This window comes from Cyclobacterium xiamenense (assembly GCF_009467825.1).
Taxonomy (GTDB): domain Bacteria; phylum Bacteroidota; class Bacteroidia; order Cytophagales; family Cyclobacteriaceae; genus Cyclobacterium; species Cyclobacterium xiamenense.
Genome location: NZ_WIOK01000004.1, coordinates 138,999 through 153,328, shown reverse-complemented (window position 1 = coordinate 153,328; position 14,330 = coordinate 138,999). Strand labels below are relative to the sequence as shown.

11 protein-coding genes are annotated in these 14,330 nt (G+C 46.9%); 4 read left to right on the top strand and 7 right to left on the bottom strand.

What is annotated here, in order from left to right; all coding sequences use genetic code 11:
- Positions 1–21 precede the first annotated feature (21 nt).
- Together ppk1 and gyrB are read right to left on the bottom strand one after the other, a co-directional pair.
- On the bottom strand, positions 22–2,145 hold the full coding sequence (gene ppk1, locus GCU44_RS04470; RefSeq protein ID WP_092168396.1) for a polyphosphate kinase 1: 2,124 nt from the start codon (positions 2,143–2,145) through the stop codon (positions 22–24).
- Positions 2,146–2,256: 111 nt separating this feature from the next.
- Positions 2,257–4,215: a DNA topoisomerase (ATP-hydrolyzing) subunit B gene (gyrB, locus tag GCU44_RS04465; protein WP_154854339.1), complete on the bottom strand. Its 1,959-nt coding sequence runs from the start codon at positions 4,213–4,215 to the stop codon at positions 2,257–2,259.
- Positions 4,216–4,591: 376 nt separating this feature from the next.
- Here gyrB and GCU44_RS04460 point away from each other — a divergent pair, with 376 nt between their 5' ends.
- Genes GCU44_RS04460 through GCU44_RS04450 form a run of 3 tightly spaced genes read left to right on the top strand, consistent with a single transcriptional unit; the run spans position 4,592 to position 7,450 of the window.
- On the top strand, positions 4,592–5,344 hold the full coding sequence (locus GCU44_RS04460) for a bacteriorhodopsin (protein WP_092168390.1): 753 nt from the start codon (positions 4,592–4,594) through the stop codon (positions 5,342–5,344).
- 26 nt (positions 5,345–5,370) lie between these two features.
- Positions 5,371–6,597 (top strand): lycopene cyclase family protein, encoded by a 1,227-nt coding sequence (locus tag GCU44_RS04455; protein ID WP_241684836.1) that lies wholly within the window; start codon positions 5,371–5,373, stop codon positions 6,595–6,597.
- Positions 6,584–7,450: a Brp/Blh family beta-carotene 15,15'-dioxygenase gene (locus tag GCU44_RS04450; RefSeq protein ID WP_154854337.1), complete on the top strand. Its 867-nt coding sequence runs from the start codon at positions 6,584–6,586 to the stop codon at positions 7,448–7,450. Before GCU44_RS04455 ends, GCU44_RS04450 begins: the two co-directional genes overlap by 14 nt.
- A gap of 2 nt (positions 7,451–7,452) precedes the next feature.
- Here the strand turns inward: GCU44_RS04450 and GCU44_RS04445 are convergent, their stop codons facing one another.
- The 4 genes from GCU44_RS04445 to GCU44_RS04430 all read right to left on the bottom strand — a co-directional run bounded on the left by GCU44_RS04445 (position 7,453) and on the right by GCU44_RS04430 (position 11,664).
- Positions 7,453–7,827: a CoA-binding protein gene (locus GCU44_RS04445; RefSeq protein ID WP_154854335.1), complete on the bottom strand. Its 375-nt coding sequence runs from the start codon at positions 7,825–7,827 to the stop codon at positions 7,453–7,455.
- Between the two features lie 23 nt (positions 7,828–7,850).
- On the bottom strand, positions 7,851–9,437 hold the full coding sequence (locus GCU44_RS04440) for an NAD(P)/FAD-dependent oxidoreductase (protein WP_154854333.1): 1,587 nt from the start codon (positions 9,435–9,437) through the stop codon (positions 7,851–7,853).
- Positions 9,438–9,440: 3 nt separating this feature from the next.
- Positions 9,441–10,412 (bottom strand): tryptophan 2,3-dioxygenase family protein, encoded by a 972-nt coding sequence (locus GCU44_RS04435; protein ID WP_154854330.1) that lies wholly within the window; start codon positions 10,410–10,412, stop codon positions 9,441–9,443.
- Positions 10,413–10,566: 154 nt separating this feature from the next.
- Complete coding sequence (locus GCU44_RS04430) at positions 10,567–11,664, bottom strand: DUF1573 domain-containing protein (RefSeq protein WP_154854327.1); 1,098 nt, start codon at positions 11,662–11,664, stop codon at positions 10,567–10,569.
- A 71-nt stretch (positions 11,665–11,735) separates the two neighbouring features.
- On the opposite strand from GCU44_RS04430, the gene trpS reads away from it, so the two are divergent.
- Positions 11,736–12,710 (top strand): tryptophan--tRNA ligase, encoded by a 975-nt coding sequence (gene trpS / locus GCU44_RS04425; protein WP_092168373.1) that lies wholly within the window; start codon positions 11,736–11,738, stop codon positions 12,708–12,710.
- 47 nt (positions 12,711–12,757) lie between these two features.
- On the opposite strand, the gene GCU44_RS04420 is transcribed toward trpS, so the two are convergent.
- Positions 12,758–14,056 (bottom strand): glycoside hydrolase family 99-like domain-containing protein, encoded by a 1,299-nt coding sequence (locus tag GCU44_RS04420; protein ID WP_241684835.1) that lies wholly within the window; start codon positions 14,054–14,056, stop codon positions 12,758–12,760.
- Between the last annotated feature and the right edge of the window lie 274 nt (positions 14,057–14,330).

Here is a 14,330-nt window from a genome sequence, read left to right as displayed (position 1 = left end):
CCTGACAACCATTCGGTTGGCTTATTCGATCAGCCGCACGTCTTCAATCATTTCTGGCCTTAACTCAAAGAACTTTTGATGGATATTAAACGGCTCTTCTCCCTCCTTGGGGTGCTTGCTGATATATTGCCCGTCTTCTTGCATGACATAGGCGTTTTCGTTGTCCTTCAGGTTGTACCGGAGGATGTTCATCAGTTGTTTTTGGAGGAATTCACTCTCCACCTTGAACAAAGATTCCAGCCTTTTGTCAAAACTCCGAACCATCGCGTCTGCACTTCCTACGTAGGTCCGGTAGTTGCCGTTGTTGTGAAAATGATAAATACGGGAATGTTCCAGAAAATCTCCGACGATTGAAATCACTTCGATGTTTTCACTTAACCCTTTTCTTCCTGGCCGCAGGCAACAAATACCTCTGACGATCAATTTGATGGGTACCCCCGCCTGGGAAGCTCGGTACAAGGCGAAGATAAACTCGGAGTCTTCCAGCGAATTGATTTTGATGAATATTCCAGAAGGCAGGCCTTTGCTGGCATTTTCAGCTTCGATCTCGATAAATTCGATCAGGTTATTCCGCATGTCCCGGGGGGAAGTGATCAGGTTCTGGTAGTTGGTCGGTGCCGAATGCCCCGTGATAACGTTAAAGAATTCTGAAACATCGTTGGCCAGCGTCTCATTTGTCGTCAATAGACCAATGTCTGTATAAATTCGGCTGGTTTCCTCGTTGTAATTTCCAGAGCCGACGTGGACATACCGTGTCACCTTGTTTTCTTCCTTTTTTACAATGAGCATCAACTTGGTATGCGTTTTGAAATTACTCACACCGTAGATGACGAAGCAACCCGCCTTTTGCATCTTTTTTGCTTCACGGATATTGTTCTCCTCGTCAAACCTGGCTTTCACTTCGAAGAGCACCGAAACGTGCTTGCCGTTTTCTACGGCCTTTAACAGGGCTCCCACAATTCGGGAATTTTTTGCGAGCCGATAAATGGTCATCTTTATCGCCATCACATGGGGATCATCTGCCGCCTTATCCAGTAACTCCAGGATGGGTTCCATGTCGTTATACGGATGATGCAACAAGACATCCTTGTGTTTCAGTACCTGAAAAATGTCCTCGGATGCAGCTTCGGGATAGGAAAGCGGTGGAACCGGATCTGGCGTGGGCGGAATTTTGTCCTTAAACCGCTTGTTTCCAATAACCTGCCAAAGGCCTGTAAAATCCATTAGGCTTTTACGCTCGATTTTAAAAATACTATCGTCGCTCAGTGTCCACCGCTGTTTCAGCAAGTTGACCATCCACTTGCTGTATCCCTCTTCAATCTCGATGCGTACCACCCTACCGGTTTTTCGCTCGTTTAGTTTCCTTTTTACTTCCTCCAAAAAATTGGAATCCATGTCTTCGCTCTCCTCCAACGTAAAATCGCCGTTTCTCGTGATGCGGAATAGGTTGACGGACTCGATCGTCACGTTCCGAAACAGGGAAACGAGGTGCTCCCGTATCATCTCCTCGATCGGTACATAGATCATTTGGTCTTCACGCTCCAGCTCAAAAAAGCGGGGGATGTTGGAAGGAATCTGTACAAATGACAGTTTTTTATTGTCTTTCTTTTCACCCGGACCAATGGTAACGACCCCAAAGATCAATAATTTATTCATCAAAATGGGGAACGTATGGTAGCCATCAAACACCATGGGAGTCAGCATGGGGTACACGGCTTTGTAATAGTAGTCCTTAATCGTTTTTTGTTCGTCTTCCTGCAGGTTTCGTACGTTGCTCAGCAGGAATCCGGCTTCCTGGGTTTTGCCCAGCAACTCTTTCACAAACTGATGCTGCAGTCGCTTGTGAAAATGCTGGGATTCGATCATCAATTTCTTTTTGAAATCGTCTTCTCTCAGCCCGGAATAGTCGATACGAACCTTATCGTAATCCAGGTAGTTGTACAGAGAGCCCACCCGAATCATAAAAAATTCGTCCAGATTGGAGGCAGCAATGGCCAAGAATTTAAATTTTTCGAAAATATTGCGTTTTTCCTTTTTTATTTGATCAAAAACCCTTTCGTTAAACTTTAGCCAGCTTAGGTCCCGACTGATAAGTTTACTGTTTTTTATGGTTTCTTCTGTTTTATCATGTTGGATCAGTTTCATAACTTCTCGTTTTTAAAGGGAAAAAAGTAGGCCAATGATAACAAATTAATCGAAGAATAAAAAAAGGGCATGACGCCCTTTTTGCTTAAATTGAACGTATCGTTACATCGATTAGGTATCGATTTTAGCGTATTTCGCGTTTTTCTCAATAAAATCCCTACGCGGGGCAACCTCGTCGCCCATAAGCATGCTGAACAGATGATCTGCTTCTGCTGCAGAGTCGATCGTCACACGCTTTAAGGTTCGGGTTTCCGGATCCATGGTGGTGGTCCAAAGCTGCTCCGGATTCATCTCTCCAAGCCCTTTGTACCGTTGGATGCCTACGCTGTCAACTTTACCATCGGGCGCCAACTCCTGGGTCACGGCTTTTCGTTCATCTTCGGTCCAACAATACCGCTCTTCTTTTCCTCGCTTCAACAAATACAACGGGGGAAGTGCTATGTATACGTAGCCATTTTCGATCAGGTTCCTCATGTACCGGAAAAACAACGTCAAAATCAAGGTACGAATATGCGACCCGTCAATATCCGCATCCGTCATGATGATGATTTTATGGTACCGCAGGTGGGACAAGTCGAGCTCCTTTTCGTCGTTGGCCGTACCGAATTTTACGCCCAGTGCCGTCAGAATATTTTTTATCTCGTCGTTATCGTAAATCTTGTGTTCGTGTGCCTTTTCTACATTAAGAATCTTTCCCTTCAAGGGCAAAATGGCTTGAAAATCCCGATCCCTACCCTGCTTGGCCGATCCTCCGGCCGAGTCGCCCTCCACGAGGTAAAGCTCACAGATAGCTGGATCCGAATTGGCACAATCGGCGAGTTTTCCCGGAAGACCTCCTCCGCCCAGCACATTTTTCCGCTGAACCATCTCCCGTGCTTTCTTGGCTGCATGTCGGGCCTGCGCAGCCAACACCACTTTGCCTACGATGATCTTTGCCTCCTTTGGATGCTCCTCCAACCAAAATTGCAGGGTTTCAGATACTGCCGTATCTACTGCTCCGGTTACGTCGGAATTTCCCAATTTGGTTTTCGTTTGCCCTTCAAATTGGGGTTCGGCCACTTTTACTGAGATGACTGCTGTCAAACCTTCTCGAAAATCGTCTCCGGAAATATCTATTTTCACCTTGTCCAGCATGCCGGATTTATCCGCATAGCTTTTTAACGTTCGGGTAAGCGCTCGTCGAAAACCCGAAACATGCGTCCCTCCCTCGTAGGTATTGATCGTATTTACATAGGAAACCACATTTTCCGTATACGAGTTATTGTACCCCATCGCCACCTGCACCGGAACGTTGTTTTTCTCCGTTTCGATGTAAATCGGACTTTCGATGATCTTTTGTTTGTTTTCGTCTAAATACTCGACAAACTCCACCAGGCCACCCTCGGAAAAGAACTCATCGGATCGAAAATTTCCCTCCTCGTCTTTTTCCCGAAGATCTTTTAAAAATAAACGAATGCCAGCATTTAAAAAGGACATTTCACGCAATCGCGTCGCAATCGTTTCGTACTTGAAATCAAGTACCTGAAATATCTCGTGGTCGGGTTTGAAATGGATGTACGTGCCCCGCTTCTCCGTTTCTCCGATTTCACGTACCGAATACTGCGGAACGCCCCGTACATATTCCTGCTCAAAAACCTTTCCCCCACGGTGAACGGTGGCCTTTAATGAAGACGACAAGGCGTTGACGCAGGAGACCCCTACTCCGTGAAGTCCTCCAGAAACTTTATACGTGTCTTTATCAAATTTACCGCCGGCATGAAGCACCGTCATGACTACTTCTAACGCAGAACGGTTTTCTTTGGTGTGCAAGTCAGTCGGAATGCCCCTGCCGTTATCCTCTACGGTGACCGAACTGTCCGCCTCTATCGTGACAGAAATGGTATCACAATGTCCGGCAAGTGCCTCGTCAATGGAGTTGTCAACCACCTCCCAAATCAAATGATGCAGTCCTTTTACCCCGATATCTCCGATGTACATCGCAGGTCGCTTCCTGACCGCTTCCAATCCTTCTAAAACCTGAATATTTTGGGCTGAGTAATCCTTTCGATTTCCTTCTTTGTTTTCGTTCATAACATGTATCAAACGCCCTTTTTTGATAAAAAAAGCTATTTTCTCATTAAATAATCAACCCGCAATATTACGCAAAAAATTCGAGAGCACATACCTTTTTGCCGAAGTAAATTACCATTGCCGACGAATACAGTCACCTGAAGAAGTCTTTGGAAAAATGGCTGAAATGCCTATGGATTCTTTCAATTAACGTCGTTTAGCCTGGTTTTATAAAAATTTATATTTTCTACCGTTTCACTACATTTTTCCAGCAATTGGTTTACACTTTACAACATTTGTTTATTTTATTAGATTAAAATTTAAACAAATCCTATTCTGTAAAAGTTTACCAGATTGAAATTTTCATAATCCCATTTCTCATTTTAAAAAAAAAACTATGAACACCGTATTAACTGCTGATTTGGTTGGTCTGGACAAGATCATCAACAGCGACCCAGTAGCCATCACCTTTTTTATGGGGTATATGGCCATGTTTGCATCTGCTGTATTTTTCATCGTCGAACGGGGTTCGGTGGATGGAAAATGGAAGACATCCCTGCTCGTATCTGCACTCATCACAGGGATAGCAGCCGTACATTATTACTACATGCGTGACTTCTACCTGGAAACCGGTCAAAGTCCTACCGCATTCCGTTACGTAGACTGGACGCTGACAGTTCCGCTGATGTGTGTGGAATTTTATCTACTAACCAAGCCCTTTGGAGCGAAAGGTGCCACCTTGTTCAAATTGATCGTTGCTTCACTCGTGATGTTGATCACCGGATACATCGGAGAGACGTCTGGAATCGAAAATAATATTTTGTGGGGCGTTCTTTCTACCCTGGGTTACCTTTACATCGTATACGAAGTGTTTGCTGGCGACATTGCGAAGCTTGCCAAAACTTCAGACAGTCCAGCCTTAGGTAAGGCTATGTTTTTGTTGAAAATCTTCATTACGTTGGGATGGTCCATTTACCCAATTGGATACATGGTACTACCAGGAAATCTCCTTTCCGGAGCTTTTGAGGTTAGCAGCATTGATTTGTTTTACAATTTGGCAGATGCCATAAACAAGATTGGTTTTGGTTTGGTGATTTACACCGTCGCCATAGCTGAAACTGCTAAAAGCAGAAAAGCGGCCATGGCCTAAACTTCTTCAAAGCTGTCCCAACGGGTTTGGGACAGCTTTTTTTCTACCTTCCCTTCCTAAAGTACCTTAGCCTACGTACACCTTCCATGACCGCTCCCAATGTGACCTATGACTTCGTTATTACCGGATTCGGCTGTGCTGGAATGAGTCTTGTACACTACCTGTTAACTAGCAGTTTGAAAAATGCTTCCATTCTGGTCATCGATTCGTCCACAAAAACAGTAAACGACCGTACCTGGTGTTACTGGGCAGAAAAGCCGCTGGAAATTCACCCAAAGAACAGTCCCATAATCCACTGGGAAAACATCAGTATTCGCCTGGGTAATAGAGAAGTTAAAAAACAACTTGGCGGTCTTAAATATTTTCATATAAAATCATCCGACTTTTATTCCGAGATCAAAGAGCGCATTCAGGAGCACCCGAACGTTCGGGTTGTCAGGGATTCCGTCTGTGAAATCAAGGAAAATGCATTTGGACAGGTGTCAATTATCACCGAACAAGGCACACGCTATTCGGGCAGAAAAGTATTCAATAGCATTCCGGATTCCGGATTTCTCCGACCCGAAAGTACGGCATTGAAACAAGTGTTCGTCGGCTGGAAGATAAAAACACCACGGGCTTGTTTTGATAAAAGTACGGCAGTGATGATGAACTTCCTGTCAGATTCCAACGACAAAACAGATTTTTTCTATCTTCTACCTTTTAGTGAAACAGAGGCGTTGGTAGAGTATACCGTTTTTACTACCGAAAAAATGGACTACCGGGACATGGAACCAACATTGCGCCGGTACATAGCGGAAAACCTGGGGCAGGAAACCTTTGAGGTCACGTTCCAGGAAGAGGGAAGCATACCGATGACCACGTTTGCTGCCGCCAAATCCAGCAGCCCGCACGTCACCCTCCTGGGCACGTTGGCAGGATGCAGCAAAGCCAGTACCGGCTACACCTTCCACACCATACAAAAACATTGCAAATCCATTGTCGAACAACTTGAACGCTCCCAGGAGTCTTTTGAAGCGAGCTGGGAACGAAAAAGGCGCTTTGCCTTTTATGACAACATCATTCTCAACATTGCGAAAAAATGGCCGAATGCACTTCCCGGAGTTTTTTTCAACTTGTTTGAAACCAATTCTGGAACTGAAATCCTACGTTTTTTAAACGAAGAGTCAAACTTCCTGGGAGAATTGAAGCTTCTATCCCGATTGAAGTTTTCCATCTTTATCAAATCATTGCTACACTATGAGAAGCATTGAAAATGGTGGGAAATTGGCGGGTGTTGCGATCGCTCTGATCTACCTGTTTTTTTTTCGGGACAATCCCGTGTTTGAGTGGGTGCTAATTGGCATCGTTTTGGTCACAGTGGGCATTCCTCACGGGTCCCTGGATCATTTGCTGCTTAATCCCAGTATTGGTAAGGTCCACTTACTGAAATTTATCGGGAAGTACCTGGCCATCATACTCGTCTACTTATCGGTTTGGCTGCTCTTGCCGGTTCCTGCGCTGCTGGCATTTCTTGCGATGTCGGCCTACCATTTTGGGCAAAGTCATTTCATCCATACCCCCCTCTTTTTCCTGAAAAAAACCACCTACCTGCTTACCGGGGTCTTCTACTTGAGTGTACTATTTTGGGGAGACTTTGCATCCACTACAGAAATCCTCGGTGGGATCGCCGATACCAGCCCCCTGGCGCCGTACGGGTGGTACGTAATTATCGGCAGTTTTAGCATCAGTGCTATTCTTATCATCCGTAACCTACCGAGAAAGTGGTGGCTACACCTGGTAGAGATGCTCCTGATGGGTTCCCTCTTCTACCACTTACCCCTCTTGCTGGGATTCATCCTCTATTTTGGTTTTTGGCATGCCCTTCCCAGCATGCAGGTAGAATACAGTACGCTAAAGCATCATTTTGGCCCTCAGGGTCTGAAAACATTTATTGGGAAAATGATTCCATTTACGGCGGCAAGCATCCTTGGCATGTCGGCTATCCTGGCGATTGTATATCCACGCAGCAGTACGGAAGAGCTTATCCTATTGTTTTTTGTACTGGTATCCCTGATATCGGCTCCGCATATTTGGTACATGAACCGATTTTTGGAATCCCGGTGATACTAAAATTGGCCGCTTCGGAGCAATACCAGGTTGCACGCCGGTAAGACCTCGATTCCTTGGTCTTTTGCCAAATCATACAATTCCGGATTTTCGGTCCCGGGATTAAAAATGATGCGTAGGGGATTTAGGGAAAGCATGTAATCATACCACTCTTTCTGGTTTTGGGGTCCCAGATAAAGCGTAAGGGTGTGCACATCTGAAATCGCTGGTTTCTCGCGGAGATTTTGAATCACTGCTCCAAATACCGTTCCCTGTTTGATCCCGACCGGAACGAAGGGAATCTCCGCTTCCTTAAACATTCTGGCTGCTGTGTAGGAAAACCGGGAGGGGTTTGGACTGGCTCCCAGGATGACTGTCTTTTTTTTAGGATTCATAGGTGTATGTATTCGATCAATTATCAGGCCAGTCTGGGGCGACTGTATTTACTGATAAGCCTTTCGGCGCAGCGTTCCCCGTCCATGGCTGCCGAAACGATCCCACCTGCATATCCCGCGCCCTCTCCACAGGGGTAAAGACGCTGAATCTGGGGATGCTCAAGTGATTCCTTGTCTCGCGGAATGCGTACCGGCGAAGAGGTTCGACTTTCCACCCCGATCAGTTGTGCCTCATTTGTTACGTACCCTTTCATCTTTTGATCCATCCCTGGCAGCGCCAGGGCAAGCCGCTTGGCGATAAATTCCGGCAAAACGGCGTGTAGGTCGGAACTAGTGAGCCCGGGCTGGTAGGACGTTTTTAGCAGCTCGCTACTTTCTTTTTTCTGAACAAAATCTATAAGACGTTGAGCCGGCGCCGCCTGGCTTTTGCCAGCAGCGGCCCATGCTGCCTGTTCTACCTCTTGCTGAAAAACCATCGCAGCCAGGGGTCCGTGCTGATGGTATCCATTCAAATCCTCCAGTTCCACTGCCACCACCATACCTGAATTGGCAAATTTGCCATCTCTCCTACTGGGACTCATTCCATTGACAACAATTTCGCCCGGAGCGGTGGCAGCGGGAACGATAAAGCCACCGGGACACATACAAAATGAAAAAACCCCACGCTGTTTCCCATCGAGAACCGTCTGTTGAACAAGGCTATACGAGGCTGGAGGCAAAAAGCGCCCCCTATCTATCGGACAATGGTATTGGATACGGTCGATTAATTGCTGATCGTGCTCGATACGAACGCCCAGAGCAAAGGGTTTGGCTTCCAGGTATACTTTATTTCTTGCCAGAAGGTAAAAAATATCCCGGGCAGAATGGCCGGTAGCCAAAATCACCCCCATACCCAAGACCCGGGCACCTGCCTGCGTAACCACTCCCTGAATACGATCGCCGGCCAAAATCAGGTCCACCACCTTGGTTTCAAAATGGATTTCCCCGCCCGCCTGCAGGATCTGCTCCCGCAGGTTTTCGACCAGTGCGGGCAGTTTATTCGTACCGATGTGGGGATGGGCATCCACCAGAATATCTTCTTTTGCTCCATGAGAAACCAAAATTTCCATGACCCTCCGGATATCACCTCTTTTCTTGGACCGGGTATACAGCTTACCATCCGAGTAGGTGCCCGCCCCTCCTTCACCAAAACAGTAATTCGAATCGGGATCTACCAGGTGCCGTCGGTTGAGGGCAGCAAGGTCACGTCTCCGGGAGCGCACGTCCTTTCCTCGTTCCAAAACGATGGGTTTGACGCCCAACTCAATGGCGCGCAGCGCAGCAAACAATCCTGCGGGTCCCGCCCCCACAATGATTAATGGATCGGAGTTGCGTACGTTGGGATAGGTCTTTCCTGCATTTACGCGTGCTGGAGGCGGTTCACCTGCAAATACCTCTACGGTCACATTGACTTTGACCTGCCGGCTACGGGCATCAATGGACCTACGAACCTGACGGATCACGAGCTCTTCGCTTGATGCAAACCCCGCTTTGCCTGCCACAAGTTGATGAAAAATCGGTTCGTCGTACACTTCTTCGGGACGGAGGACCAGGTGCAATTCCTTTCTCATCGCTTAGCCGGAAACTCCTCCCAAAAGCTCTTTTTCCACCCAATTTCTTCCCCAATCGTCCATTTCTGAATCAGTCCATAACTCCGGATAAAAAATCACCTTCTGAAACCGGGGGGGTAAAAACTTTTGCCAATTGGTGCCGCCGGTTGCTGCGATATCCATGGGATCTTTCTGCAGGTATTTTACAGCGGATTTATAATGGGCGAGCGGCCAATATACGTTTGCTTTTTGATCCAATTCCCGCATGAGATCCGTGAGTGCTTCGTCCTTTTCGGGAAGGTACAGGTATTTTTTCCACAAATTATTTTTTCTGAATTTGGCGATCAGTTCTTTCAGCTCGGGCCCATATTTTTGTTCAAAGGATTTGAGTGTCAGCGTTTTTTCTCCCGTGGCCAGCTCCTTTGCTCCATATTGCCAGTACAAAATATCAAATAAGGAATCGATGCTCGTTAGGTTAATGTCCTTGTAATCCTCTCTCGCTTCCAGGTATACCAAATTTTGTATATCCGTACACATGATTTCGATCATCCGGTATTGGGCACTTTGAAACCCACTGGCGGGAAGCAGGGACATACGGAATTTCATAAACTGCTCCCGTTCCATTCCCTTCCACATTACGGCAAAAGAAGAAATCAACAAATCGAAATACATGATCACCCGCTTGAGCCTACTTTTAAAGAATTCCAGGCCAATTTCTTTTTCCGCCGCCATCTGCTCCAGTTCCCACAAAATGAGGTTAAAATACAACTCTGTGATCTGGTGATAGACGATAAAGATCTTTTCGTCCCGAAACGAGGTGCGCGGCTGCTGCAAGGTAAGCAAGGTGTCCAGATTGATGTAGTCCCAGTAATTCAGGTAGTCTGCGTGAAGTAACCCTTCCAAATACGAGGACAAATCCTGACCCGAAGATCGAAACTTCTCTTCCAGTTGCTTTATTTTTTCAATGATTTCCTTTTTAGGATACTCCTTTTCCATGTGCGTCATTGCCGGGTTTGTGCTGACCAAAACGAGAAACAGCGGCCGCCTGATCGGTAAAATTCCATCATATTACCCAAAATTACAAATCCACTCACAGAATTAAGCGAATTTGAACGCGCAAACCGTACAATCCGAACGGGCCATGCCCGCCTTAGTCAATCCGGCTTTTGATGACAACGGTTTGCGTTGGATTCAAGGGATCGTTACTGAAAAAAGTCAAGGTCTTGTGGTCAATCCCCCTTCTTCCCTTCGGATCAAAGGTAAAAACCAATACCATTTCTTCTCCCGGGTCCAAGTCGTTGGTGGGAATCGCAAATTCCAGGCAATCACAATTTGACACTACTTTCCGGAGGTTAAGAGGGAGTGGACCTGTATTTTCCAGGCTAACTCTTCCCGAAACGCTGCTGGCAGAACTGATTTTACCCAAATCGATTTCCCGTTCCGCAATGTTTAGCCTGGGTACCTCGTCCACCTGATCGACTGGTATCGGATCAAAATGTTCGTGAATGGTAGCCATGAGCGCAATGGACACATCCATGCGCTCGCCGGAAAGCAGGGACAACGAAAATGCGTCTTCCACAAAACCCAGGTCCTTTTTTAGCGCCGCATCGTAGGTAATTGAAAAGACCGCCCTGGAACCCGCAGGGACTACGGAAGGAATCATCTCGACTGCAATGTGTTCGGGAAGTTGTGCCTGTTTTTGACTGAGTTGGATGGGGAAGTCGTTGAAATTATAAAAATCCACAAACTTGGTTTTTGGCGCATCTGTAAACAAGGTGCCGAGGTTGATGACCGGGAATACAAATCCCAGACCCGCTTTTCGAACCCCGTAATGCTTTTGCGGGTCTTTCGGATAAGGCACGTTCACTCCCTCAAGAAATAAGGAGTCTCCTTCCGGATACGCATTGGATCGGACAATAATCAACTTAGAAAAGGTTCCTCCCCTGGACTGTGGATCGTACCTGACCTTCACCAAACCAACTTTTTCGGGAGCAAGGCTGTCTTTGGAATAGTCGGCTACCGTGCATCCGCAATCCGTCTCCACCGAACGAATGTATACCGATGAATCGGTTTTGTTGACGAAGTAAAAATCAGCCGTCGCCGGACCATCTTCCGCCAAAACTGCTCCAACATTAACCAGGCTATTTTCCCACACCAAACCAGAACCTACAACGTCCTGACTGTTAACGTCTACGGAACAGGAAAACAAAAACCCACACACCGCTACCAAAAATGTTGTCCTTTTCATGCGTACAAATAACGGCAAAATTACCGCAAATTATTGCGTTAATTCCCTTAATTTGCAGCAAAAATACAGTAATGGCAAGAGTATTGACAGGAATTCAGAGTTCGGGCAAGCCCCATTTGGGGAACATTTTGGGCGCTATTAAGCCAGCTATCGACCTGAGCCGAGAGGGAAACAACGAGTCATTTATCTTCATTGCGGATTTTCATTCGCTTACCACCATCAAGGATGCGGCGCAGCGCGTGGAAAATGTAAATGCTGTGGCGGCTGCCTGGCTGGCATTCGGGCTGGACACAGAAAAGACGGTGTTCTACCGCCAATCCCGCATTCCGGAAGTCACCGAGCTCACCTGGTATTTAAGTTGTTTTACTCCCTACCCCATGCTGGCAAATGCCCACAGCTTCAAGGACAAGTCTGACCGACTCGCAGACGTAAACGCGGGGCTGTTTACTTACCCTATTTTAATGGCCGCGGATATCCTTCTGTACGAAGCAAACCTGGTACCCGTGGGAAAGGATCAGTTGCAACACCTGGAAATATCCCGGGACATCGCCAATACGTTTAACCACCGGGTGGGAGAAGAACTGCTCACCGTTCCTGAGCCCAGAATATCCGATAATGTGAAAATTATTCCAGGTACCGATGGGCAAAAAATGAGCAAATCGTACAACAATTACATCGATATTTTTCTACCAGAGAAACAATTGAAGAAAAACATCAATGCCATTGTCACCGACAGTACCCCTCTGGAAGAGCCGAAAAACCCAGATACCTGCACGGTATATGCCTTGTACAGCCTCATCGCCGAAAAAGAACAGACGGCCGCCCTGAGGAACAGGTACCTGCAAGGAAATTTTGGGTACGGCCATGCGAAAAAGGAACTTCTGGAGCTCATTCTGGAAAATTTCGGATCAGAACGAACAACATTCGATCATTTCATGAATAACCCTCAGGAATTGGAGTCGAGACTGGAGGTCGGGGAAAAGCGGGCGCGGGAAACGGCACAGGTGCTACTCAACAAAGTCAGGAATCATCTTGGCTTCAGGTAGAGAAGCAGGCAGCGAGCCCCGGTAAGAATGAAGCCAAAAATAGCCTGTCAGGGGCTAAGTACCTCTCGGATGGCCTCCAGGTAATCGAACCCATGGCCCCTGGACGGCTCAATATGATTGCCCTCCAGGTATTCATTCCAACAGCAGACCATCAAGGTATTTCCATTCGATGACCTGTTTTCCAATAGGACGTCTCTGGCATCCGTCAGCTTGGCTTTGAAGGTGCTTTTGTCCGAACGGACCCGGTCTTTCAAAGGTTCACTGGGGAGCCCACTTTTCTGGGGCCAGGTACCTCCTGCAGGCCTTCTATCCCAGCCCATTGCCACGGGAACCTGATAGTCGAACTGATCGTCATCTCGAAAATACGCAGACCACTTATCCCAATGCCCCCGATAAGTCTTCCGCATATCCGCATAACTTTTATTATTCTGATCGTAAAAGTCATGGTAAATGTAGGCCGTCAATCCCTCAAATCCCAAGGCTTTTAGCCGGGGAACGTAGTCCTGAAAAAGCAAACGATCGGAATAGTTGCCCCCTTTCCAGGGCTGATCGGGATCAAACGGTTTCCAGGATGTAGGCATACCATAGGCCTGTAGCGAGGAAGTCATGGCCCCGGAAGTTACCGCTATAAATTTGATTCCCGGAAATCCCGCATTTTTCGCCAAATTTTGAGAACGTTGCAACAATTCGTTCAATCGTACACCGTAGTAACTCGCCCTCGCTTCCGTATCGTGAGGAAAATAAAAATAGACGACCGGCCTCCCGATTTCATCGGTCAAGTAATCGGACCGATGAAAATATTTATCAATCCACAGCAGGGTTATTTTATCGTGTACACGTAAATAAAGGTCTTTGTCGGGAGTTTCTCCACGATAGTTGGTCTTCGAGCGAAGATTTTCGGGAGAAGCCATACGAAGCCATTGAATCCATCGATCTTCACTATCGTCACACCAATTAAGCGCAAATTTCAACCGCTTACCTTCTGGTCTTTTGTAATTCTCCTGAAGTAACACATCGAGCTGATCGGTCCATTCCTCCACGCCTGGCACCGCTACCCTGCCGTCACGCGCTGCGTCAATTTTCCAACCCTTCGGATAATAGACGTCCGACTGAGGAGCGAAATTTCGATGGTAATAGTAATGCCGCCCAAAGAACCAATTGTACGCAAAAAAGTCGATGCCATAATCGTACATGAAATCCAATTGCTTTCGGACAACTTCCGGATCATCCCGCTTGTAAAACCCTTTTAATTGCTTTGCGGGCATTTTATCCAGAAAAGGACCTTCGTAGGGATATTTAGTCGTATAAATTCTGCCGTTTGGACCCCATGCACCTTTGTCAGCCAAAAAACGGCAATTTTCACGCCCACGGAGACAGGACCAGAAGCTGTCTATATCCTGCATAGGGTTACCCGAAACATTCCAAGATGGCATAAAAAATACGCCTACCTGAATGGGATCTGAAAAAACGTCGGCGGCATCTTTCTGCAACGCCTCCTCCCCTGGCAACGAGGCAATTACACCGTTTGGATTGGAACGGAGACCGGAACACCCGAACAAACCGTGTATCAATAGAACGAGTCCAACAAGCCGAGAAGCAGGATTCGTACCGGCAAAAATG